The sequence below is a fragment of the Bradyrhizobium sp. S3.12.5 genome (assembly GCF_040548225.1).
Lineage (GTDB): Bacteria > Pseudomonadota > Alphaproteobacteria > Rhizobiales > Xanthobacteraceae > Bradyrhizobium > Bradyrhizobium cytisi.
In genome coordinates, this window is sequence record NZ_JBEPRF010000027.1 from 22,563 (window position 1) to 46,282 (window position 23,720).

Genomic DNA, 23,720 nt, shown 5'->3' on the forward strand with positions numbered 1-23,720 from the left:
GGCAAACCGCGAGTCGTCGCCAAACATCTCCTACGGCGTCTTGATCCCCATCGCCTTCAACGCATCCAGCATCCGTTGCGGCGGCCCCATCTTGACCACGAGCGGCGTGCCGGTCTCGAGCATGCTCTTGAGGCTGGACAGGATCGCGGGCCAGCCCGAGCGGCCACCAGCAAGAATGTCGTCGCTGAGCGGCCGATCATGGCCCTCGCTCATGGTGAGCCGCACCGCGTCACCGACCTCTTCGATGTCGTAGGTGACGAGGGTTGGCCCGAGCTTCTCGATCAGATCGGGCCAGTTCACGTTGAACGTGACCGAGAGTTTTCTCGGCGGGTCATATGCGAGCACCTCGCCGCTGATGTGCAGGGCGCCGTCGGGCGTGCGCACGATGAACGCCCCGCCGAGCCGCGGCTCGACCTCCACGGCATTGCCGAAGAAATACTGCCGGCTGAACTCGGCCGAGGTCAGCGCCTCCCACACCTTCTCCGGCGTGGAGGCGATGTAGATGGTATAGACCGTCAGCGGCTTGAACTGATCGAGATTCATTTTGCATCGAATCCCTTGTTGAGCGCCGCGCGCGTGACGTTGAGCAGCTTGCCGGTCTCCAGCAGGGTCTTGAGCTGGGACAGGATCGCGGGCCAGCCGCTGGAGACAGCACCGAGATATTTGCCGCCCTCGATGAAGCCGTCATGCAGCACCGTCAGCCGCGTGACTGAATCGAAGGGCTCGAGCGTAAAGAGCACTCGCGTAACTGGTTCGCCGCGCAGCTCTTCGAACTTCTGGTGCTTGAAGCTGTAGGACAGGCGCCGCGGCGCATCGGCCTCCAAAATCTCGCCGGAATCGGTGATTTCGCCGTCCAGCAGAAGCGCGAAAGGCGAGCCGACCTTCCAGTCCGACCGTACCTCGGCGCCGAACCAGTATTGCCTGGTGAACTCGCTCGACGTCAGCGCCTTCCACAACTTCTCCGGCGTGGTTTCGATATAGGTCACGTAGACGAATTGCGGCTTACTCATCGCGTTTCTCCAACTGACGTTTCAACTCGCTGAGCGCGGCGAGCTTGCCGCGCTCGAATTTCCTGATCCAGCGTTCGCCGATCTGATGGATCGGCACCGGGTTGAGATAGTGCAGCTTCTCGCGGCCATGCCTGATGGTCGTGACCAGGTTGGCTTCTTCCAGAATGACAAGGTGCTTTGTCACGGCCTGACGCGTCATCGCGAGGCCTTCGCAAAGCTCGTTCAAGGTCTGGCCGTTCCTGGCGTGAAGCCCGTCCAGCAGCGACCGTCGTGACGCATCGGCGAGCGCTTTGAAGACCTCATCCATGGCGACAATAATAGGCAACCAAATGGTTGCATGTCAAGAGCTCCGTCATTCCGGGGCGACGCGTAAGCGATGGTGTCTTTGGCGTCCGCAATTGGCTGTGCTAGCCTTGAATCCCAGCCAGCGCAGATTGGTTCCGGGAGGACTTTGATGTTCCGTTGCGTCTTGACTGCTGCCGCCCTCGTCCTTTTCGCCGGCAGCACGTTTGTTCACGCCCAGAAGCAGACCATCGGTGCGCCGCCCGAGGCGTCCAACATGAAGCTGGTGGGCGCCAATGATTTGCAGGCACGCAGCGCCTATCAGCCGACCATCCATCACCAGGGCGACCGCTGGATCGCCTATATCGGACACCACGGCGGCACTGACGACGTGCCGGCGCCCGTCAATCCGATGACGGGCCAGGCGGAGCCGAACGGCACCTCGATCGTCGATGTCACCGATCCCGCGCATCCCAAATATCTCAGGCATTTGCCTGGGCAGGAGGGCAAGTATGAATCCGGCGGCGCGCAGATGGTGCGGGTCTGCGACGGCAAGAGCTTGCCGAAGGGAGATCCGAACGCGGTCTACATGCTGCGCACCTTCGGCAGCGAGGCGCATGAGATTTGGAACGTTGCCGATCCCGCCAATCCCGCGCTGATCACGCGCATCGGCGGCTTGAAGGACACGCACAAGAGCTGGTGGGAATGCGACACCGGCATTGCCTATCTCGTCTCGGGCGCGCCGGACTGGCGCACACGGCGCATGACGCAGATCTATGATCTCTCTGATCCCGCCCATCCACAAAAAATCCGCGACTTCGGCCTGCCCGGCCAGGAGCCCGGATCGAGCGGCGCGGTGCCGACCGAGCTGCATGGGCCGATCTCGACCGGGCCGAATGGCAACCGCGTCTATTTCGGTTACGGCACCAACAAGGGCGGCATTTTGCAGATCGTCGATCGCGAGAAGCTTCTGAACGGGCCGAAGGAGCCGACGCCGGACAATCTGCGCCTTCCCGAGATCTCGCGGCTGCCGATGTCGGCGTTCAACGGCGCGCACACCACGTTTCCGATGCTCGACATGCCGGTTGCGGAATTCGCCGAGGACAAGGACGGCAAGACCCGCGACATCGTCATGATCGTCGACGAGGCGATTTTGAACGAATGCGGCGAGGCGCGTCAGATGGTGTGGTTCGCCGACGTCACCACCGAAACGCGGCCGATGATGATCTCGAGCTACACCGTGCCGGAGGCGAGCGGGCAGTTCTGCCAGCGCGGTGGCCGCTTCGGCTCGCATTCCTCGAACGAGAGCATGGCGCCAGTCTACTACAAGAAGATGGCCTTCATCGCCTTCTTCAATGCCGGCGTGCGCGCGCTCGACATCCGCGATCCCTATCATCCCAGGGAAGTCGGCTATTTCATTCCTGCGATCACGCAGGCGACCGACAAGCGCTGCATTCCGGTCGAAGGCGGCGAGCGCTGCAAGGTCGCGATCCAGACCAACAATGTCGAGACTGACGACCGCGGCTACATCTACATCGTCGACCGCGCCAACACTGGCCTGCACATTCTCGAGCTGACCGGGCCGGCACGTGCCGCTGCCGGCCTGCCGAAGAACTGACGATGCGGCGCGCGGCGACGATCGCGCTTGCCCTTGCCGCACTCGGGATCGTGTCCGGCGTCGGGGTGTATCGGCTTGCGCCGCAGCCTGCGCCGACATCGGCGCATTGGCGCGAGCTCGCCTGGCCGTTCCCGTGCGACGGTTGGCCTGCGGGCCGTGCGTTTCGCTGCGAGAGCGGTGGCTGCGACGGCGCCGAGCTCTATATCCGCGCCAAGCGCGGCTTCTGCAATTGCGATAGCGGCGTCGCCGATGACGACGAGGTCGATCGTGTTGCCGATATCGATCTGATCTCTCCGCGCTTTACGGCGACCGCGCCGGGCGAGGTGGTGCATGTCGGCGAGATGCGCGGTCGTGCGCGGCGCTATGATCTCGCGAGATATGACGGTACGAGCCACGCCGCGGTCGGCGTCGCCGTCTCGCGGCGCTGCGATCTCTTCGTTGCGGCGGCGCAGGGGCGGGGCGACGCCAACGCGATGCAGCATGCGGCGCTCGCATTGCTGGAGACGCAGGAGATGAAATCGTGGCTGGTTGCGGCGCTGGACGGGAAGTAAGTGCCATGCATTAATACAAGCAAACGCCCCCAGCTTGAGTCTTCATCATGATGTCCATGCAAGCCTATCTCGCCTTCATCGCTGCCTGCATCGCGCTCGCGTTGCTGCCGGGCCCGATCGTCACCCTCGTCATTGCCAACGGCTTGCGCCACGGCACGCGCGCGGCGCTGACCAACATTCTCGGCGTGCAGGTGGGGCTGCTGATCGTGATCGGCATACTTGCGGTGGGCCTCACCACGCTCATGGCGACGATGGGCTATTGGTTCAACTGGGTGCGCTTTGCGGGCGCGGCCTATCTGGTCTGGCTCGGCATCAAGCTGATCCGCTCTCCGGTTGAGGGCGTCGACACCGACGCGCCGCCGCCACCCCCTCGCGGTGGCTTCCTTTTACAGGGCTTTGTCGTGGCGTTGTCGAACCCGAAGCTGCTGGTGTTCTTCGGGGCGTTCATTCCGCAATTCATGGACATGAGCAAGGATCACCTGTCGCAGGTCCTGGTGCTCGGAATCACCTTCATGGTGCTTGCCGGCTTGACGGACGGAATCTACGCGCTGCTTGCCGGACAGGTCCGCGGCTTTTTCTCGGCGCGCCGCACCCGCATGGTGTCCCGCGTGTCCGGCGGCTTCATGATCGGCGGCGGCATCTGGCTGGCGTTGATCAGGGCCAAATGAGCTGACAACCCGGTTGAACCTTCGTCAGCGGCGATGCGTCCAAGGAAGCATTGCCGCTGACGAAGGATTTTTGCCGTGCCGAATTTGCCTCCGCTGGTTTACGCGATGCTGCTCGCGCCGCTCGCGCTGATCCTGATTGCCGCCATCGTGAAGACTTGGCAGGCGCGCGAGGCGAGGAGCTGGCCGCAGGTATCAGGCAAGGTCGTCACGTCAGTTGCCGAGGTGCGCGAGGTCAGGGTGTCCGACGACGAGCGTGAGGACGGCTACCGCATGGAGAGCCGCAACTTCGCGAATGTGACCTACGAATATTCGGTGAGCGGCCGGAAACTGAGCTGTAACCGCGTCTCGATCGGAGAGGACCTCGGCAATTTCCAGGTCACCGAGAAGCTCGCGAAATATCCGGCCGGCAGCATCGTCACGGTCTACTACAATCCGCGCCATCCCGATCAGGCGGTGCTGGAGCGCGACCTGCCCAAGGGCCTGTGGGGCTGTCTCGGCATCGGCTCGGCCATCGTCGTCGCCATCATCTTAGGCTCGGCGTTTGGCCTCAACCAGAGCTATGCCTGGCTCGCGCGTCACATCGGCCGGCCCGACCTTGCGGGGATGGTCGTGGGCTTCGGCGCGTTCGGCCTCGTCATCGCTCTGATGGGCTGGGCGGTGCGGCGGCAGGCCGCGGTGGCGACGCGTTGGCCAGTGGTGCCGGGCACCGTCAAGCTGTCGGAGATGGAGGAATATCACGAGGCGAGCGAGCCGGGCGAAAGCCGTGGCGTCGAGATGTTCGGCAAACGCGTCACCTATACCTACAGCTACCAGAATGTCCGCTACACCAATGAATGCGCGCGGGTTGCGGCCGGCACGCCACAGGCCTCCACCAATTTGCTGGAGAAGCTGATGTCGCTCTATCAGGATGGTGCGACTGTGGAGGTCCACGTCAATCCCGACAACCCCGCCGAGGCCACGCTGGATGTTCGCGGCGGCGGTCGCTTCGCCTATGTGCTATGGGGCATCGCCGCGATCTTTGCTGCGCTCGCGCTGTTCGTCGCGACGCGCGGCTAGTCGACCAACAGCTCCGGCTTCAACTCCATCTCGATCTCCGCAAAGATCCTTGCCAGCCGCTCCGCCCATTGCTGCTGGCCGGGTTGATCCGCGATCAGATCCTGGCGGATCTCGATGCCGGTGTTGACGAGGCCGCGGGCCTCGCCGTGGACGGGGATGGTGTAGTCGCTGAGATCGCTCACCGCATAGGGCTCATTATCGCCGACGACGAGATCGCCCTCTGCGCGCAGATGTTTCAACAGCAGCTTCGGCAGCACGGTGTCACGATTGTAGAGCGCCCCAATGTGCCAGGGCCGCGCGACACCGGCATAAACAGGCGTGAAGCTGTGCAGCGATACCAGCACGGTGGGCCGCTTTGCGTGTATCCGGCTGTCGATCACCGTGTCGATGCGATGATGATAGGGCTCGAAGATCTCGCGCCGCCGTGCCGCGCGCTCGCTGTCCGGAATGCCCTCGTTGCGCGGGATCGCCGTCGCCTCCGATATCACGGGGATCGAGCTCGCCAGGCCCGGCGGCCGGTTGCAGTCAATCACGAGACGCGAATATCGCTGTGCGACAAGATGGGCATCCAGCACCTCCGCCATCCGCTCGGCAACGCCGGCAATGCCGATGTCCCAGGCGATGTGCCTGACAAGCTCGCTTTCCGAGACCCCGAGATCGCCGAGCGAGCGCGGCAGGATGCGGCCGTAATGGTCCGATGTGAGCAGGAAGGGTGATGTGCCAGCTGCATTCACCTCATGCACTGGCGGAATATCGCCTTCGCCAAGGAGTTGATCCGTTGCCTCGGCTGTGTCTAAAGCCATCCTGATTGCCTATGGAAAAAGCAGTCGCCCCGGAAATTGGGCAACGAATCGCTATAGATGGGTCTGCCCAAAATCACCATGATCTCCCGACGATGCCGCTGCTGACGATTCATCACAAGACCGAATATCGCTACAATCGTCCGGTGGCCTTCGGTGAGCACAGGTTCATGCTGCGTCCGAGCGACGGCCATGATCTGCGCGTGCTCGCCTCCAAGCTCGAGATCTCGCCGGAGCCGCTGTCGCTGCGCTGGATCCACGACGTGTTCGGCAATTCGGTCGCGATCGCTGATTTCGACGAGCGCGCGGACCGTCTGATCTTCGACTGGCACGTCACCGTCGAGCACACCCCGGCCGAGGAATTCGCGCTGACGCCGGACGATCCCGCTTACTTCTATCCCTTCGTATACGATAACGCGGAATTGCCCGATCTCGTCCAGTACATGACGCCGCAATATCCCGATCCCGACGGCAAGATCGCGGCATGGGCGCGCGGCTTTCTCGACGATGACGCGCCGTCGCCGACCTTCAAGATCTTGAGCCGCATCACGCACGCCATCCGCAAGCAGTTCAAATACCGCAGGCGTCACGAGCCCGGCACGCAAGCCCCGTTCGATACGTTGCAGTGGGGCACCGGCACCTGCCGCGACTATGCGCTGTTCATGATCGAGGCGCTGCGCCGGCTCGGCATCGCCGCGCGCTTCGTCTCCGGCTACATCTTCGTGCCCGAAGACATCGCGCATCACCATGTCGGCGGAGGCTCGACCCATGCCTGGGTGCAGGTCTATCTGCCGAGCGCGGGCTGGATCGAGTTCGATCCGACCAACGGCATCGTCGGCACCCGCGATCTCATCCGTGTCGCGGTCGCCCGCGACCCGCGCCAGGCGATCCCGCTGCACGGCATCTATATCGGCACCCAGGACGCCTTCGACGTCATGGACGTCAGCATCAAGGTGATCTCGGACGAGCAACGCAGCGGCGCGGAGCTGGCAGCGGAGGTCTTGTAAATACAGCTGTCTCCTTCGTCATTGCGAGCGAAGCGAAGCAATCCAGGGTCTTTCCAACGGCGATAGTCTGGATTGCTTCGTCGCAAGAGCTTCTCGCAATGACGGCGTGGAGAGTTTATAGAGCCCCATGACCTCCGATCGTCTCTTCGTCTACGGCACCCTGATGCGCGGCTTCGACCACCCGATGGCGCGGCTGCTGGCGCAGCATGCGGATTTTCTGGGCGAAGCGAGCTGCCGCGGCCGGCTCGTGCTGGTGAAGCATTACCCGGGATTGCTGCTGTCCGACGCGCCGTCCGACCTTGCGCACGGTGAGCTTTTTCAACTGCGCGCAGGCGACGAGCTCCTGCGCGAGCTCGACATGTACGAGGCCTGTGGCGAGGGCTTTCCGGAGCCGACGGAATATTTGCGCCAGCTGATCGACGTGACCGGCGCGGACGGCACGACTGCGCCGGCCTGGACCTACATCTACAATTGGCCGGTGACGGACCTGCCCCGCATCGAGTCCGGTCGTTTTCTCGACCACTAGGCCGACAGCACTTCCTTTACCAAGCGGATGTCGACCTCGCGCTCGACATAGGTCCATTCTTCGGTCCGCCTGAGCATGCCGACCAGCTCCTCGAACAGCGAAGCGTGGGTGGGCGCGAACTCGAACCAGGTCAGGAAATCGAAGGGCTCGCCGAGGTCGCGGCAGTGATAGAGCTGGCGCGCGATCGCGGGCAGAAAACGAAGACTGCTCGCGATGTGGTGCGATATGTCTTCAAAGATCTTGCGCCGCTCTTCCTGCGTCAGCTCCCACCAGGCCTGCGATTTGCGGATCGGGATCAGCGCCGCGCTGGTTGCCTCCGGTCGGCCGAGGCCGGCCTGCATGCTCACGAGCTGCTGCTTCTCGGCGCGCTCGGTGTAGCGCAGGCTGCTCGGCACACCGACGAGGCGCCAGGCATTGCGCGAGGGCACCAGCGGCAACGAGACGGCGTCGCTGTCGTTGACCGACAGCGCCGGCATGAAGGGCAGGGGCTCGCCCGTCACCGGTAACATCGAGGTCACGCGCCAGCCCCCGCTCTGGCCACCCCGAAAGGTCCTGAACATGGCCTATGGAAGCGTGGAACCGGGCGGGGTTCAAGGGCTCCGTCACCAGCATTCGGAGGTTTTGCCCCGGATCAAGCCCGCTTCTTCGGCTTCGACTTCTGCTGCATGTAGGAGCGCAGCACCGCATTCATGCGCCGCTGATAGCCCTCGCCCTCGCGTTTGAAGAAATCGAGCACGTCCTCGTCGAGCCGGATGGAGATCGCCTTCTTCCTCGGCGGCATCACCAACACGGCATCCGACCAGTCGATATCAATCGGCACCGCATCGGGGTCGTTGGCGACAGCCTCGGCGATGTCTTCGTCGGTCAGCGCGTCGACGCGAGCCCAGTCAGTCTTCCCCTTCCTCGGGGAGTCCCTTGAAACGATTGTAGTATTTCTGCCGTTCGTCTTCACGCGCACGCCGGACCGAGATGAACCGGCAGACCGTCCCGCGGATCGCACAGGCGACCGCGACTTCCCGCCCGTCGATGTAACCGAAGATTTGGTACCTGATTTCGTCATTGCGATCCGACCGGCGGATGAAGGTATGGCCGTCGAGAATTCCGCGCGCGTCTTCGAAGTCGATGCCGTGAATGCGCAGGTTTGTCGCGCGCTTCTTTGGATCCCATTCGAAGTCGCGAACGCTCGCGAACAGCAACTGCAAATCTTCCGTCATGGCAAATTGTCCAAATGACACCGCATTTTGCCGCGCATGAGGTTTGCTATGACGTCTGAAGCCGTAGCCGCGACTTCATCGTGTGCGTGTATATACAAACGTAATCGTTGTATGTCAACAATCCCGGTCCCGCCGGGAAAGGTCGAAACTGATTGCTCCATGGGCGGGTAGTCTAGGAACCCCGGGTAGGGATTTCGTTTCGCGAGAGATTTCCCGCCCTGTGCATAGGTCGAATAACCCGCATAACCCTGACAAACCTGACTTCTGGGCTGGCCGCACCTATATCCCTGATCCTTCGCCCGACTCACTCTGGATTGCGCTACACATGGCCGTGCGCTTCACGCCCCAATTCCTCGACGAGCTTCGTGCCCGGCTTTCGGTCTCCGAGGTCGTGGGCAAGCGCGTCAAGCTGAAGAAGGCGGGGCGGGAGTGGAAGGGGCTGTCGCCGTTCCAGCAGGAGAAGACGCCGTCTTTCTACGTCAACGACCAGAAGGGCTTTTACCACGACTTCTCCTCCGGCAAGCACGGCGACATCATCAACTTCGTGATGGAGACCGACGGCCTGCCGTTTGCCGAAGCCGTCGAGCGGCTCGCCAGCATGGCCGGCCTGCCGCTGCCGGCGGTGACGCCGGATGCGGCGCGGCACGAGCAGCGCCGTCGCACGCTGCATGACGTGATGGAGCTCGCGGCCAAGTTTTTCGCCGAGACGCTGGCCTCGCGTGTCGGCGCGAAAGCCCGCGGCTATCTCGCCGACCGCGCCATCTCGCCGGCGACGCAAGTGCAGTTTCGGCTGGGCTATGCGCCGCCACCACCCGAGCGCTTCGCGCTGAAGGAGCATCTCGGCAAGCTCGGCGTGTCCGTCGAGGACATGATCGAGACCGGTCTGCTCGTGGCCGGCAACGACATTCCCGTGCCCTACGATCGCTTCCGCGATCGCGTGATGTTTCCGATCACTGATTTGCGCGGTCGCGTCATCGCCTTCGGCGGACGCGCGCTGGAAAAGGACGTTCCGGCCAAGTACCTGAACTCGCCGGAGACGCCGCTCTTCCACAAGGGCGACAATCTCTACAATCACCAGACCGCGCGCAAAGCCACGCATGACGGCGCATCGCTGATCGTGGTCGAAGGCTATGTCGACGTCATCGCCATGGTCACGGCGGGTTTCCCAGGCGCCGTCGCGCCGCTCGGAACTGCGCTGACCGAAAACCAGCTCGCGCTGCTCTGGAAGATGGCGGACGAGCCGATCCTCTGCTTCGACGGCGATCGCGCCGGACAGAAGGCCGCTTATCGTGCCGCTGACCTTGCCTTGCCGTTTCTTGCGCCGGGCAAGAGCCTGCGCTTTGCGCTTTTGCCGGAAGGGCAGGACCCCGACGATCTCGCGCGCTCCGGCGGGCGCGGTGCGATCGAGGAGGTGATCGCCGCGGCGCGTCCGCTTGCCGACATGATTTGGTCGCGCGAGCTCGAAGGCGGCAATTTTGCCACGCCCGAGCGCCGTGCGGCGCTGGAAGCGCGCATCAAGGAATTGTCTAACGGCATCCGTGATGAGGTGGTCCGGCGTTACTACCGCAACGAGTTCGTCGAGCGGCTCCAGCGGACGTTTGCACCCGATGGCGGGCGCGGCGGCTTTGCCGGCCGCGGCAATTTCCGTCAGGGCGGCGGCCGCGCATTCCAGCCCCGCGGCGGCGGGCAGGCGAATCGATTCGGTGGTCAGGGATTTGGCCAAGGATTCGGGCAAGGATCTGGACAAGGATTTGGCGGAGGCCGCCGCGGCCCGCCCGGCCCGGCCCCGCTGCCCTCCGGCCCCTACCAGGCGGCGAGCCCCCAGCTGGCGGCGAGCCCGATCATGCGGGGGCAGCGTAGCGCCATCTCCCGCCGCGAGGCCCTGATCCTGCAAAGCCTGATCAACCACCCTTGGCTGCTGCATGAGCACCTCGAGGAAGTCGCGGCCCTGGAGTTCGCCCACCCCGAGGCCCACAAGCTCAGGGCCGGCATCATCGCGGCTTTCGCCAACGATCATCACCACTCGCCAGACCCCGGCGTGCAGGCCGAGAAGATGCGGGCCGATATCGAGAAGGGCGGATTTTTGCAGCTTCTTCAAAGAGTTGAGGGTGGCATCACCACCGCGGCGGTGTGGGGTGCCCGGGAGGGCGCGGCCCGCGATGACGTTCTTGCGACCTGGCACCAGCTCGTTGCCTTGCATCGGCAGTACCATTCACTACTTAGAGAGCTGAAAGACGCCGAGCTGGCCTTGGGGGACGATCCCAGCGAGGCCAATCTGGCGTGGCTGCGTGACGTCAAGGCCCGGCTGGCCGCGGTCGACGGCACCGAGGCCCTGATCGAGGGTTTTGGCGAGTTGTCGGGCCGGTTCCAGAAGAGCGTGTGATGAAAGAATCATGCGGACGGCCGCGCTAGGCACCGCTAAAAGACTCGCCAAATCCAAGGTTTGGCGGCAAAAACAGGGTTAATCGAGGCTTAACGGTCTTGTAGCACTTTGGCCCCCAGGCGGCCGCAGGCAGAACAGACGCGTCAGGAATGAATCCGCGCAATAGCTGTTGGCACTTCACCTGCATCCGCTGCGACAAAGAGGCTCACGAAGCGTTAGGCAAATCCGGCGAGAGAAAGGTCGGGGTGGCGAGAAATGTGCGCGCCGCCCTTTCCGTGTCGAGATCTGACGAAGCGAGAGCGTCGAGCAACAGGTTCAAGTGATTTCACGCGGGCGCGCGCACGCCTGCATGAAACGCGTTTAGGAGCAATGGATGGCCACCAAGGCAAAGACGCTGCAGGCGAAGGATAAGGAAAAGGACGACAAGGCAGCGGACGCGCCGGAGAAGGACTCCCAGGACGCGCCGTCTCCGTTGCTCGATCTGTCCGACGCGGCAGTGAAGAAGATGATCAAGCAGGCCAAGAAGCGCGGCTTCGTGACCTTCGATCAGCTCAATGAAGTTTTGCCGTCCGACCAGACCTCGCCCGAGCAGATCGAGGACATCATGTCCATGCTCTCGGACATGGGCATCAACGTCACCGAAGCCGACGACAGCGAAGGCGAGGAAGAAAAGGACGAGGGCGGCGAGGACGAGACCGACAACGAACTCGTCGAGGTCACGCAGAAGGCCGTCACCGAGGTCAAGAAGAGCGAGCCGGGCGAGCGCACCGACGATCCCGTGCGCATGTATCTGCGCGAGATGGGCACCGTCGAGCTGCTCTCCCGCGAAGGCGAAATCGCGATCGCCAAGCGCATCGAGGCCGGCCGCGAGGCGATGATCGCGGGCCTCTGCGAAAGCCCGCTGACCTTCCAGGCCATCATCATCTGGCGCGACGAGCTCAACGAAGGAAAGATCTTCCTTCGCGACATCATCGATCTTGAAGCGACCTATGCCGGACCCGATGCCAAGGCCGGCATGAACACTGCGATGATCGCCGGTCCCAACGGCGAAGCGCCGGCCGAAGGTGACCAGCCCGTCGCTGCCGTGGGTGCGCCCGCACATGTCGCGCCGCCCGCCGCTCCCCCGGCGCCGACCCCGTTCCGCGCCGCGCCCGCCGGCGGCAATGCCGGCGAGGCCGAGAAGGATCCTGCGGAGTCCGCCGCCGAAGCCGACATGGACGAGGACGACGAGTTCGAGAACCAGATGTCGCTTGCGGCGATCGAGGCCGAGCTCAAGCCGAAGGTGGTCGAGATCTTCGACAAGATCGCCGACAGCTACAAGAAGCTGCGCAAGCTTCAGGAGCAGGACATCCAGAACCAGCTCCAGAACGAGTCGCTCTCGCCGCACCAGGAGCGCAAGTACAAGAAGCTGAAGGACGAGATCATCGTCGAGGTGAAGTCGCTGCGCCTGAACCAGGCCCGTATCGATTCACTGGTCGAGCAGCTCTACGACATCAACAAGCGCCTCGTCTCGCATGAGGGCCGCCTGATGCGCCTCGCCGACAGCCACGGCGTCGCGCGCGAGGACTTCCTGCGCAACTACACCGGCTCGGAGCTCGATCCGCGCTGGCTCAACCGCGTCTCGAAGCTTTCGGCCAAGGGCTGGAAGAACTTCGTCCACCACGAGAAGGACCGCATCAAGGACCTCCGTCACGAGGTGCATCAGCTCGCGGCGCTGACCGGCCTCGAGATCGTCGAGTTCCGCAAGATCGTGCACTCCGTGCAGAAGGGCGAGCGCGAAGCCCGCCAGGCCAAGAAGGAGATGGTGGAAGCCAACCTCCGTCTCGTGATCTCGATCGCCAAGAAGTACACCAACCGCGGCCTGCAATTCCTCGACCTGATCCAGGAAGGCAACATCGGCCTGATGAAGGCCGTCGACAAGTTCGAATACCGCCGCGGCTACAAGTTCTCGACCTACGCCACATGGTGGATCCGGCAGGCGATCACCCGCTCGATCGCCGACCAGGCGCGCACCATCCGCATCCCCGTGCACATGATCGAGACGATCAACAAGATCGTGCGCACGAGCCGCCAGATGCTCAACGAGATCGGCCGCGAGCCGACCCCGGAAGAGCTCGCCGAAAAGCTCGGCATGCCGCTCGAGAAGGTCCGCAAGGTCCTCAAGATCGCCAAGGAGCCGCTCTCGCTCGAAACGCCGGTCGGTGACGAAGAGGATTCACATCTCGGCGATTTCATCGAGGACAAGAACGCGATCCTCCCGATCGACGCCGCGATCCAGTCGAACCTGCGCGAGACCACCACGCGCGTGCTCGCCTCGCTCACCCCGCGCGAAGAGCGCGTGCTCCGCATGCGCTTCGGCATCGGCATGAACACCGACCACACCCTGGAAGAAGTCGGCCAGCAGTTCTCGGTCACCCGCGAACGTATCCGCCAGATCGAAGCCAAGGCGCTGCGCAAGCTGAAGCATCCGTCGAGGTCAAGGAAGCTGCGGAGCTTTTTGGATAACTGATCCAGGAGTTTTTGGCCGGCTCAGCCCGGCCTTAGCCTCAATAAACGGCGGGCCGCAAAGCCCGCCGTTTATTTTTGATCGTTGGTCTGGCACAATGACAATTGGAGATAGAACTTAGCACAATTGTCGCGCTTCTGACAGCGCGACGACGGTGCATTTTTCTGGGGGAACTATGTTGGAGCTAGGTACAGTAAAAGCAGTTTCGCTGAGGGAGCTTTGGTCTGGAGAAGCTACGCATTTCACGCCGTGGCTATCGCAAAACCTGGACATTCTGTCCGAGAAACTTGGGATGGATTTAGAGCTTGAGACGATTGAGGCGGCGGCGGGGGATTTCGCCGCGGATATTATCGCAAGAGATCTTTCGACCAGTCATCGCGTTGTTATCGAAAACCAATTTGGAAATACTGATCACCGTCATCTCGGGCAGCTTATTACTTACGCGTCTGTCCTTGCGGCGGGTACCGTAGTTTGGATTGCCGAGACGATTCGCTCTGAGCACAAATCTGCGATCGATTTTCTCAATCAGAATCTAAAGGAAAGTCTGCGACTATACGCCATCGAAGCATCTGCAATTCGAATTGATCAATCAAAGCCCGCGTTTGTGCTGAACGTTATTTCGCAGCCAACTGAGCCCGCAATCAGGGCGACTGAGCGTGGCGAAACGATTTCCGAAACGCGCGAGAAGTATCGAGCTTACTTCCAATCGCTGATCGATGAGCTTCGAACGAAGCACAACTTCACGAACGCTCGGGCGGGTCAGCCGCAAAATTGGTACTTCTTTGCTTCGGAAAACTCGAGAGTTTACAAGTATGGTACGAGCTTTGCCAATGGCGATCGCGTACGCGTAGAGATCTATCTGGAGTGCGGCGACAAGGCAAAGAACGAGCTTTTGTTCGATTGCTTGGAGCGGCAAGCGACCGCCATTCAGCAGGAGTTTGGTTCCGAATTGAATTGGGAGCGTCTCGACGGCAAACGAGGCTGCCGTATAGCAACCTATCACGATGGGAACATCGACGCTGACTCTGAGCAATTGTCGCAGATAGAAGACTGGGCCGTTGCGAGTCTGCTCAAGTTGAAATCCGTTTTCCCGCGCCGGATAGAACAGTGCCTTAGTAAAATCGAGTCTCCGGCGGTTCGCGCCCACACTTAGTCGTTGGGACGTCTGCTCGAAGCGAGGGGTTACTGCGTTATGGAGGGGTGGGCGAACGAGCCGCCGCTCTAGTAGGCACTTGTTTCTTCAACTGTGGGTTTTATAATCTCAATTGCAGTAACTTCGTTGGTATTATTGAGGCTGTATCGCATTTTATTCGGGGGAAGCGAATAGTGAAGAAAACGATGAAATCTGAAGAGACGGCGCGTAGATATCGATCGGCCCGTATCGATGGAAAGGTCGGATCGTTAGAATCTAGGATTGCGAAAGACTATGGTTTGCCGCCCGGTAGCGTCATGATCGTCGGTCCCGATGGCAGGGATAAGAGGTCGGACGCAAAAGTTAGGAGTCTTCTCGCTGAATGGGATTGGCTCTAATCCGGCTGTCGATTTAGACAGAAGCGATAGCTGTAGGTTCTCGAACTAAAGGCCCAGGCCTGAGCCGTGTAACCATCGAGACAAGAGCGGTGGGCGGAGACCCGTCGTTTTTTCTTTGGTGATGATCGAAAAGCTCGGGAGCGATTCGCGAGAAGGCTGGTCTCTCGCTTCCCTGCCGGGGAGGATGGGTGCCGCCACGGCAGATATCTTGCCCGGGGAGAGTCCACCCGCTGCGGTGCGGATGTTGGCCTCGCCCGCAATCGGAAGAGGCGAAGAACGATTTACTTCTTCTTCGCCCCAACCCGGTCGAGGCTCTTGATCTCGAGCGGCGGGCGGCCGGATTTTTCCGCGATCTCGCGGTCCTGCTCCATGATGAAGGCGCGGGCGGGCTCATCGCCATCGAGGCCGCCGAGCAGCTCCGAAGGCACGCGCCGGTTGGAGCGTTGGGAGCCGTCTTCGTAGAAGACGTTGAAGAAGGCGAATTCGCCTTTGGGATTGGTTCCGGGTTTTTTGGCCATGGCGGGCTTGTCGTCGATAAGGGCGCCATAGTCAAATGACTTTGGCGGGTTTCCGGTGGTGAGTGCGGCACTCGCGGGGCAGAACCGGCTGCGCGGTCGACCGACGAAGTCTGTTTGCGAGATGCTAGGGTGGAGGATGGAAGGGGCCAGAGCTTCATAAAATCCGATGCGACCCTTCGGAGAGACCTTGACCTAAACGGCGGGCCGCAAAGCCAGCTGTTTATTCGCTAAAAGAGTATTTTACACCTATAAGTTGCTGTAAATTTCCAATATAGCTCAAGATTTGAATACCCATTCTCTGCACTGCTGCGGGAGGCCCTTTGTGCGCACATCCGATGTAGACACACGAGAACAGCAGGTCATTATAGCCGCTCGCGAGGAAATCGCTGTACTGGACACCCTATCTAGCGGTCTGTCGGCGACGATATCGGATCTGCTTCGCCAGAGACCTCAATTTGAAAAACGCGAGTCGGGCGTAGAGTTCGCAATAAACGAACTGAAATATTCCTCGCTAGAAGCATACAGAGAACTCGCCCAACGCACTTACGGGCGAACCGTCGTAGGCGAAGAAACCAATGAGGATGGTAGTCCGCTACGACCATTCACGTATCGAATTACGCAGGCCAACGTTGGATTTATCGATGGTGGATGCAATGTTCTGGCACGAAATTCACTCATTGCTTCGAAGCTAGTCTCAGTCGACGCTGGCGAGGAAGTTGAAGTCGAGGTTCCGGCACGAACACGCTTCTTAGTAGCCAAACAGGTTAGAGTCTTTGACGGACCAACGAGTCTTCTTTCGTCTAGTCAAAGGCCCAACTTCCGATCAATGGTACTTAGCTCGGTAGCTCTTGGAAAAGAGCTGATTGTCCGAAACCTTCGACAATTTTTGCAGAGTGACGACGCCGACGATCGAGTCGTTGGACAAGTTACGACTGAGGTTGAGGTAATCAGCAATGATCCAACTTGGATCGATGACTGGAGCAATATCTCTCTAGGTGATTCCGAGAATACCTCACTTAGCGTCCAATTTTTTACGCGAACCACTACAAAGCAAGAGAATGCTCTAAATAATCCGAGAGGTATCTCTTTCGTCGAGGGCGTCGCAGGTTCGGGAAAAACTTCAGTAGCCTTGGGGAGGCTCAAGTTCTTCGCAAATTTCGAGTCGGGGGAGCATCTCGACGAATATGGCCTGAGAGGCGCGGGAGCGAAGGATTTCTCGCCCACTAACATGGTGGGATTTGTTCTCAGCCATAGTTTGAGGCGATATCTAAAGGAAGCAGCGACTGAACTCAGCATGCCGCTGCTACCTGTTTTTGACTTTCGAGAATTTCGAGCGGATCTGTCTAATCGATATGGCCTGACTAGGATATTCAAGCGCAATCGCGCGGAAGCTCCATCATGCCGTACCCAGCTTTCGTGGTTGCTAGCGATTGACGCTGCCCTAGCCCAGATTGCCGCAAAGAGGCTCCGCGAGGTGCTTGATAATACGCCAGAGCTGGCTGCCCCGGTTCAAAGTGTTGTGCGTCGCATAGCGGACGACTTGCAAGCCGCTGAGCCGAACTCGGATCGCACGCAGTTTCATTTGGCTGGGTTGGCAAGCAGAGTTTGCGACGTTGCCATGAGCGCAGAGTTTCGGGCACGCGAAGCGGCCATCCGCATGAAGATGGCCACTGAAACTCTAAGGGTCGCTCGAGTTGATTTGCAGAATGATCTCGATCGGGTTCTCCGAGATGAAGAGCGTCGAGTTGTGTCGCCTTTAGCCCGCAAATTGCTCGATGCTATCCAAGTTCAGGATATGATTGGAGACGTGACAGAGCTTGATAACTTCGATTCAATCGTGCGTGGGGCGTTTAATGATTGTGACGAATCGCAACTGGCAGAAGTAGATGGGTCTGTCGCTTCATTTTGCTCAGCGTTGCAGGCCCACGAGGACCAGGGTTTGCGATCAATTTCGGATGCAGATCTAACTACATTGGCCGTACTATCGGCGATAACGGTCGATGGCTTCGATCGCCCGGAGGCGCCTCCGCACTATTACCAAATCCGGCGAAGGACAGCTGTCTTCATTGACGAAGTGCAGGACTTTACAGAAATAGAAATACTCTTAATGGGCATGACTGCCACGAGTGCGTACAGCCAAATCACGCTATCGGGGGACCGTCGTCAGCGACTCCAAGAGCGTGGAACCGAAGAATACAGGGGACTCTTCCCATTTATCTCTCGGGCACAGATGAATCCAACCATCTTTCTAGACAAGAATTTCCGTCAGCGAGAGCCGATGGCGACTCTTAGCGCAGGGTATAGGGCTCTTCTACAGGAGGGGAGTTCAAATTTTGCTCCACCGACGCTGCCCCCTGTCGCTTATCTGTTCGACGATCCCAGGGATATGGCTGATTTTGTATTGCAGCGATTGTTGACTATTGACCCTTACGCGACTGTCGCGGTGATTTTACCTGACGAGCCAGAGGCTCGCCGCTGGTACGGACTCTTGCGCGACGATCTGGGAGCTTACCATCGGCCGGCGTTGTTATCGCATCGCGATGACCTGACCCGCAGAAACGATATTCATTTCGCGGATGTGCGCGAGACGAAGGGATTGGAGTTTGATGTCGTCATTGTGCCCGACATTTCTTCGTTTACGCTCGATGATGTAGTCGGTCGAAACAGGCTCTATGTAGCCCTTACGCGCCCGCGGCATGCTCTTTTAATGGGAATGCAACGGAAAGCGCAGGCCAATCAGCATCTAAGGACGTTGATCGAGGCGGGGCTTCTAGAGGGCAGGGCACTTCCAGATCATCCGGCTGCATGAGCGAGGTGGGTGAGAGCGCCAGTGTGATCATTTCTCGGTGTAGGTCGTTGCGGCTCTGAAACCGCTGACCTTGCCTCAATAAACGGCGGGCCGATAAGCCCGCCGTTTATTTTGGGTCTTCAGCGTCGCCCGGGGCTGGCGGGGCAACAACCTGAGATAGAAGGCTATAGCTTGCGCCCTGCGATGGCAAGATAAATTGTCGTCGCGCTGATGTCGCAGCAAGCGCATCGGATATGCGGCTGATGGCATCACGGGTTCCTGCAGTTTCGAAAAGCGGATGCGTGGATCCCCAAAGTAGTTTGTTCATCTCACCGCGCTATCGCAACGCAGCGAGCTCGCGCGGTGGTCGGGATTTGAGCCGCAGGGACGTCCAAACATGCGCAGTGGGATCTCCGGTGCTGTCGGGCATGATGGTCGATCGCACCACGTTTTCCGGACGCGGCGCGGGAAGGCGCCAAGGTCTGGAATCTGCGATGCTGGCACCATACCCCTGTTTTGCCCGACGGGTCAACTCAGATTCGGAAAAATCGTAGACGATCGGTGCTCTGCTCCTACTGTGCATGGGGTTGTTTTTCGATTTTTGTTTCGGCGCAGTTGATCGCGGGCACCGATATGATCGGGTCGGTGTCCGCTTTGACGCGAATCCAGTTCCCGGGCATGATCGCCCGCCGCTTTCCGCGCATGGCTTCTAAGGATTTTCCCGCATGTTGAGATACGCTCTTGCCGTCGCATCCATCGTTTGTCTGGCGGGCGGGCCGGCCGAGGCCGCGCGTTGTGGTGGCGACTTCAACAGCTTTGTCGCCGGCATGACGGCGGAAGCGCAAGGAGCCGGCGTCTCGGCGGGCGTGACCAGCGCGGCGTTTGGCGGCATCACCCAGGATGGTGCCGTGCTCGCCTTCGACCGGCGCCAGCGCTACACCTTCAACAAGAGCTTCGAGCAGTATGTCTCGACCCGCGTCGGCCCTGGCCGTATCAATGGCGGCCGCGCGCTGCTGCAGCGTCATGCCGCGCTGCTCTCGCGTATCGAGCAGCAGTTCGGCGTGCCCCGGCAGATACTGGTCGCGATCTGGGGGCTGGAGAGCGATTTCGGCAAGGGCGACATGGGCAAGCTGCCGGTGATCCGCACGCTTGCAACGCTCGCGCATGATTGCCGACGCACCGAGCTGTTCCAGGGGGAGCTGCTCGCAGCCCTCAAGATCGTGCAGCGCGGCGACCTGCCGCTGCGCGACCTCATCGGCGCCTATGCCGGCGAGATCGGCCAGACCCAGTTCCTGCCGTCGTCCTACATCAAGTACGGCGTCGATTTCGACGGCGACGGCCACGTCGACCTCCGCCACAGTGTCGCCGACGTGCTCGCCTCGACCGCGAACCTGCTGCACACCAACGGCTTCAAGATGGGCCAGCCCTATGACGAAGGCTCGGCCAATTTCGACGCGATGCGCGAGTGGAACAGGGCGGTGATCTACCGCAAGACGATCGGCTATTTTGCGGACCGGTTGGTGGGGCAGTGAGGCGCTAAGAGGGCTGAGCCTTGTAGGGTGAGCAAAGGCGCGAAAGCGCCGTGCCCACCACTCTCGCGTTGCAGGAAGCGGTGGGCACGCTACGCTTTGCCCACCCTACAAACTCGCAATGATATTTTCAGTATGGAACCGAACCATATCGCCTCTCGCGTTCTTAACCCAGGTTAGTTAGAGCGGATGCGAGCATGGAGCAGCCAAATGGCACAGGCCCAGCCATATCAAGCGACCGCATTGATCGTTGAGGACGACGCCATGCAGCGGGAGATGCTCTGTCTCCTGCTCGAAGAGAGCGGGTACCAGGTCATCCAATGCGAAAGCGCGGAAGCGGCCGAGCTTGTGCTTGACAAGAGTGCCGGTGCGCTCTGCCTGATGCTGACCGACGTGCAGCTCGCCGGCCGCATGAACGGCGTTGAGCTCGCGCACGTCGCCAAGGACCGCAATCCGAAGCTCGACGTCGTCGTCACTTCGGGCCGCCCACTGATGCAGCCCCTGCCTGACGGCGCAAAGTTCTGGGCCAAGCCCTGGGCGCCGCTAGACGTCCTGCGCGAAGCCGAGATCGCCCAGCTGAACTGAGACGCATTCGCGCTTTGGCTTCCTGTCTGGCGGCGCGGCTGACCGTGTCGTGACTTTTCGGCAAGCGTCAGGGGTGGTAGGGACGAGGTATGTCCTGGTCCTTCCTGCTCACCTCGCTCATCGTTGTCGCCTCGCCAGGCACCGGCGTGCTCTACACGCTGGCGGCCGCACTCACGCACGGCTCGCGCGCCAGCGTCGCGGCGGCCTTCGGTTGCACGCTGGGGATCGTGCCGCACATGATTGCGGCGATGCTTGGCCTCGCCGCCTTGCTGCACACCAGCGCGCTCGCCTTTGCCGCGCTGAAATGGTGCGGCGTGGCCTATCTGCTCTACATGTCCTGGCAGGCGCTGCGCGAAACCGGCGCGCTTGCCGTCGACGATGGGATCAAGGAGCGCTCCAGCGGCCGGATCATCGTCACCGGCTTCCTGATCAACATCCTCAACCCAAAGCTCTCGATCTTCTTCCTCGCCTTCCTGCCGCAATTCATTGCGGCGGACGAGGCTTCCGTGCTGGCGCGGATGCTGGAATTGAGCGGCGCCTTCATGGCGATGACCTTTGCGGTGTTCGTCGTCTACGGCTTCTGCGCGGCGTCGGTGCGCGAGCGCGTCATCTCCCGTCCAGGTGTGATGGCCTGGCTGCGCCGCTCCTTTGCGGCTGGCTTTGCCCTGTTGGGCGCCAAGCTCGCGTTCGCCGAGCGGTAGCCAATAAAAAAGCGGGCCTCGCGCCCGCTACCTTCAGCCTCACCCGGAGCCCGGGCGGAGCGAGGCTCCACCCGGGCGAAATGAAAAGAAGCTGCGTTACTTCTTCTTCGCCTTCTTGGCCTTTTTCTTCGTCGCCTTCTTCGCCTTCTTCGCTTTCTTAGCCATAGGATCCTCTTAAGGGTTAATGGTGAAACGCGACACGAGGAACGCTCGGCGGAGGGCCAGCCTCGCAACATCCTCGACGACAAGCTCAGCAGATTCGCGGGGCGCTGCCTCGCGCTGTCACATCCGTGTCATCCCGTTATCCACAGCTCAGATGCATTTTTGGGTGATTTTGCTCCGCGAATCCGCTTCGCGAAGCGCGATCGACTGATCGCGCGATGCGCCGGTGACGTACCTAACGATCTGATAATCGAGACGCGGCGTTCACGAATCCAAAACCAAGGGCGCGCTTTCGACGATCGCAGTGAGGTTCCGTTAAGCGCACCCGCGCATGATCCTCCGCAAGAACACGGGGAGGGGTCATGGACGAACTTCTGCCAGAGACAGGGGGCGGGACGCTGCGCGTATCGCGGGCGTCATGCTGAACGTGCCGACACTCTGGACGGTGTTCGTCGTCAACTTCCTGGCGCTGGGCCTGATCTGGGCCTACGTGATCCGCTCCTATCCCAAATTCGAGGCCGCGCGGTTCTGGATGGCATCGGCCTTCGTCGGCGCGGCGGGGGCGTCGACGGCGCTGGTCCGCCTGTTCGTGATGTCTCCTCTGCCGCTTCTGATCGGGGGCGCCGGCGTTATTGCGGCGGTCTGCTTCGCCGCGATGGGCATCCAGCGCTTCTACGATCGGCCGGTGTCCTGGCGCGTCATGGCCGCGACCGGTGTTTTGAGCATCTGCGGCGTGGTGTTCTTCAGGTTTGTCTTCGACCACATGCCGCTGCGCATGCTCTGCTACACGATCGGTCAGGCACTGCCGCTGTTGCTGACGCTCAATCTGCTGCTGTCGCCGCCGGAAGGCCGCGCCAGCCCGGGGGCCCGGCTGTCCGGCATCGTGATCATCACCATGATCGCGATCTTCGTGGCGCGCACGGTCGGCAATCTGCTTGGGGGCGACTTCTCGTCGATCGCCGGCAGCCAGTCCCATGCCGTCATGGTGCTGGGGCTCATGTTCCTGTCGATGACGCTCAATTTCGGCTTCCTGCTGATGGCGATGGACCGCTTGCGCAACGAGGTCGCCGACCTCGCGCTGCTCGACGATCTCACCGGAGTAGCCAACCGCCGCCATCTGTTGCAGCGGCTGTCGGAAGAATGCGCCCGCTCGGAGCGCAGCGGCGAGCCGTTCTCGCTGCTGGTGATCGATCTCGACGGCTTCAAGACCATCAACGATACCCATGGCCATGCCGCGGGCGATGCCTGCCTCCAGCACTTCACCCTGATGGCGCAGACGCGCTTGAGGCCTGGCGACATGCTGGCCCGCACCGGCGGCGACGAGTTCTGCGTCGTTCTGCCGTCCTCCTCGTTGCGCGAAGGCGCGCTGATCGCCCGCCGCGTGCTCGAGATCTGCCGCCAGGATGCCGCCGCCTGCTCCGGCAACGACATCCCGATCGCGATCTCGATCGGCGTTGCGGAATGGGATCGCGGCATCGGCCAATTCCCGGACCGGCTGATCGCCCATGCCGACCACGCCCTCTATGCCGCCAAGAAGAACGGCAAGAACGACTTTGCGGTCTTTGATCCGGCGCCGCCGCTCTCGCCCGAGCCGGTCGAAGCCGCGCGCAAATTCGCTTGAACCCTGCTAGGCTCGGGTCCGTTGTTGGATCCCGATATGCTGTCCCGCCTTGTCGCGGCTATTCTCGCCGCGCTTCTGATCGCTCCCGCCGCCGCAATGGACGCCGAGCTCACAAAGCTCGCGCGCAGCTCCGGCACGCCCGACATTCCCGGGCTGAAGATCGTCTGGCTCGCGCCATGGGGCGATGTCCGTGATGCTCATGCCTGGCGCAACATCATCGTGCACCAGACCGAAGGGCCAACCGGGTCAGCGCACGGCGGCGCCGAGGCGCAGTCGAAGAATCCCACCCGGCGCGGCGTGATGGTCTGGGTCGAGACCGACGGCACGGTATACTGGTCGGTCGCGGACAATCTGGTGCCGACCCACACCGACGGCGCCAATCGCAACGACAACAAGTACGTCGATAACACGGCCACCTATCATCAGGTCGTTCGCGACAATTCGATCGGCGTCGAGTTCGCCGGCAATTATCCCGATGTCACGATCGGTCCGACGGCGGCGCAGGTCGCTGCCTGGAAGATCCTGGTCCAGGTCCTGCGCGCGCGTTACGGCATCCCGCTCGACCACGTCTATGCCCACAACTGGATCGACTTCAAGGACGCGCGCTATTGCGAAGGTTGCTGGCTCGCGACGCTGGCGCGGACGTGGGGGGAGTGACGGTCGAG

Annotated in this window: 23 protein-coding genes; 15 read left to right on the top strand and 8 right to left on the bottom strand. The window is 61.3% G+C overall.

What is annotated here, in order from left to right:
• Positions 1-30: 30 nt before the first annotated feature.
• The 3 genes from ABIC09_RS31060 to ABIC09_RS31070 are packed head-to-tail and all read right to left on the bottom strand — an operon-like array spanning position 31 to position 1,317.
• A complete protein-coding gene (locus ABIC09_RS31060; RefSeq protein ID WP_354035528.1) occupies positions 31-543 on the bottom strand; it encodes an SRPBCC family protein in 513 nt (170 codons plus the stop codon).
• Positions 540-1,010 carry an SRPBCC family protein gene (locus tag ABIC09_RS31065; protein WP_354035530.1) on the bottom strand — a complete coding sequence of 157 codons (471 nt, stop codon included), beginning with the start codon at positions 1,008-1,010 and terminating at the stop codon, positions 540-542. Before ABIC09_RS31065 ends, ABIC09_RS31060 begins: the two co-directional genes overlap by 4 nt.
• Positions 1,003-1,317: an ArsR/SmtB family transcription factor gene (locus ABIC09_RS31070; protein ID WP_354035531.1), complete on the bottom strand. Its 315-nt coding sequence runs from the start codon at positions 1,315-1,317 to the stop codon at positions 1,003-1,005. The genes ABIC09_RS31065 and ABIC09_RS31070 overlap by 8 nt, the downstream gene beginning before the upstream one ends.
• Before the next feature lie 147 nt (positions 1,318-1,464).
• On the opposite strand from ABIC09_RS31070, the gene ABIC09_RS31075 reads away from it, so the two are divergent.
• The 4 genes from ABIC09_RS31075 (at position 1,465) to ABIC09_RS31090 (ending at position 5,185) form a co-directional block, all read left to right on the top strand.
• Positions 1,465-2,910, top strand: a complete 1,446-nt coding sequence (locus ABIC09_RS31075; RefSeq protein WP_354111646.1) for an LVIVD repeat-containing protein — start codon at positions 1,465-1,467, stop codon at positions 2,908-2,910.
• 2 nt (positions 2,911-2,912) lie between these two features.
• The gene (locus ABIC09_RS31080) at positions 2,913-3,461 is read left to right on the top strand and encodes a hypothetical protein (RefSeq protein ID WP_354111647.1); all 549 of its coding nucleotides are present in this window, start codon (positions 2,913-2,915) and stop codon (positions 3,459-3,461) included.
• Positions 3,462-3,511: 50 nt separating this feature from the next.
• Positions 3,512-4,129 (top strand): LysE family translocator, encoded by a 618-nt coding sequence (locus tag ABIC09_RS31085; protein WP_354035689.1) that lies wholly within the window; start codon positions 3,512-3,514, stop codon positions 4,127-4,129.
• Positions 4,130-4,204: 75 nt separating this feature from the next.
• Entirely contained in the window at positions 4,205-5,185 is a 981-nt protein-coding gene (locus ABIC09_RS31090) for a DUF3592 domain-containing protein (RefSeq protein ID WP_354111648.1), read from the top strand.
• Here ABIC09_RS31090 and ABIC09_RS31095 read toward each other — a convergent pair.
• Positions 5,182-5,988 (bottom strand): N-formylglutamate amidohydrolase, encoded by an 807-nt coding sequence (locus tag ABIC09_RS31095; RefSeq protein ID WP_354111649.1) that lies wholly within the window; start codon positions 5,986-5,988, stop codon positions 5,182-5,184. The two genes, ABIC09_RS31090 and ABIC09_RS31095, sit on opposite strands and share 4 nt — an antisense overlap.
• A 92-nt stretch (positions 5,989-6,080) precedes the next feature.
• Between ABIC09_RS31095 and ABIC09_RS31100 the strand changes: the two genes are divergently transcribed.
• Together ABIC09_RS31100 and ABIC09_RS31105 are read left to right on the top strand one after the other, a co-directional pair.
• Positions 6,081-6,992, top strand: a complete 912-nt coding sequence (locus tag ABIC09_RS31100) for a transglutaminase family protein (RefSeq protein WP_354111650.1) — start codon at positions 6,081-6,083, stop codon at positions 6,990-6,992.
• A 127-nt stretch (positions 6,993-7,119) separates the two neighbouring features.
• On the top strand, positions 7,120-7,518 hold the full coding sequence (locus tag ABIC09_RS31105) for a gamma-glutamylcyclotransferase family protein (RefSeq protein ID WP_354035539.1): 399 nt from the start codon (positions 7,120-7,122) through the stop codon (positions 7,516-7,518).
• On the opposite strand, the gene ABIC09_RS31110 is transcribed toward ABIC09_RS31105, so the two are convergent.
• From ABIC09_RS31110 to ABIC09_RS31120, 3 genes are all read right to left on the bottom strand, one after another.
• Positions 7,515-8,078 (bottom strand): chlorite dismutase family protein, encoded by a 564-nt coding sequence (locus tag ABIC09_RS31110; RefSeq protein WP_354035540.1) that lies wholly within the window; start codon positions 8,076-8,078, stop codon positions 7,515-7,517. The two genes, ABIC09_RS31105 and ABIC09_RS31110, sit on opposite strands and share 4 nt — an antisense overlap.
• A 71-nt stretch (positions 8,079-8,149) precedes the next feature.
• Complete coding sequence (locus ABIC09_RS31115) at positions 8,150-8,338, bottom strand: BrnA antitoxin family protein (RefSeq protein ID WP_246229902.1); 189 nt, start codon at positions 8,336-8,338, stop codon at positions 8,150-8,152.
• Positions 8,339-8,405: 67 nt separating this feature from the next.
• Positions 8,406-8,720 carry a BrnT family toxin gene (locus ABIC09_RS31120; RefSeq protein ID WP_354111651.1) on the bottom strand — a complete coding sequence of 105 codons (315 nt, stop codon included), beginning with the start codon at positions 8,718-8,720 and terminating at the stop codon, positions 8,406-8,408.
• 343 nt (positions 8,721-9,063) lie between these two features.
• Here ABIC09_RS31120 and dnaG point away from each other — a divergent pair, with 343 nt between their 5' ends.
• From dnaG to ABIC09_RS31135, 3 genes are all read left to right on the top strand, one after another.
• Entirely contained in the window at positions 9,064-11,115 is a 2,052-nt protein-coding gene (gene dnaG, locus ABIC09_RS31125) for a DNA primase (RefSeq protein WP_354111692.1), read from the top strand.
• 373 nt (positions 11,116-11,488) lie between these two features.
• Complete coding sequence (rpoD, locus tag ABIC09_RS31130) at positions 11,489-13,624, top strand: RNA polymerase sigma factor RpoD (protein ID WP_148751576.1); 2,136 nt, start codon at positions 11,489-11,491, stop codon at positions 13,622-13,624.
• Between the two features lie 172 nt (positions 13,625-13,796).
• On the top strand, positions 13,797-14,774 hold the full coding sequence (locus ABIC09_RS31135) for a DUF4268 domain-containing protein (protein ID WP_354111652.1): 978 nt from the start codon (positions 13,797-13,799) through the stop codon (positions 14,772-14,774).
• Between the two features lie 658 nt (positions 14,775-15,432).
• On the opposite strand, the gene ABIC09_RS31140 is transcribed toward ABIC09_RS31135, so the two are convergent.
• On the bottom strand, positions 15,433-15,669 hold the full coding sequence (locus ABIC09_RS31140; protein WP_027534326.1) for a hypothetical protein: 237 nt from the start codon (positions 15,667-15,669) through the stop codon (positions 15,433-15,435).
• Between the two features lie 322 nt (positions 15,670-15,991).
• On the opposite strand from ABIC09_RS31140, the gene ABIC09_RS31145 reads away from it, so the two are divergent.
• From ABIC09_RS31145 to ABIC09_RS31170, 6 genes are all read left to right on the top strand, one after another.
• Positions 15,992-18,478 carry an ATP-binding domain-containing protein gene (locus ABIC09_RS31145; RefSeq protein WP_354111653.1) on the top strand — a complete coding sequence of 829 codons (2,487 nt, stop codon included), beginning with the start codon at positions 15,992-15,994 and terminating at the stop codon, positions 18,476-18,478.
• Positions 18,479-19,182: 704 nt separating this feature from the next.
• Positions 19,183-19,989, top strand: a complete 807-nt coding sequence (locus tag ABIC09_RS31150) for a lytic murein transglycosylase (RefSeq protein WP_354111654.1) — start codon at positions 19,183-19,185, stop codon at positions 19,987-19,989.
• Between the two features lie 207 nt (positions 19,990-20,196).
• The gene (locus tag ABIC09_RS31155; RefSeq protein ID WP_148755816.1) at positions 20,197-20,571 is read left to right on the top strand and encodes a response regulator; all 375 of its coding nucleotides are present in this window, start codon (positions 20,197-20,199) and stop codon (positions 20,569-20,571) included.
• Between the two features lie 89 nt (positions 20,572-20,660).
• Entirely contained in the window at positions 20,661-21,272 is a 612-nt protein-coding gene (locus ABIC09_RS31160; protein ID WP_354111655.1) for a LysE family translocator, read from the top strand.
• Positions 21,273-21,852: 580 nt separating this feature from the next.
• Positions 21,853-23,055 (top strand): GGDEF domain-containing protein, encoded by a 1,203-nt coding sequence (locus ABIC09_RS31165; RefSeq protein ID WP_354111656.1) that lies wholly within the window; start codon positions 21,853-21,855, stop codon positions 23,053-23,055.
• A 36-nt stretch (positions 23,056-23,091) separates the two neighbouring features.
• A complete protein-coding gene (locus ABIC09_RS31170) occupies positions 23,092-23,712 on the top strand; it encodes a peptidoglycan recognition protein family protein (RefSeq protein ID WP_354035549.1) in 621 nt (206 codons plus the stop codon).
• Positions 23,713-23,720: the final 8 nt, after the last annotated feature.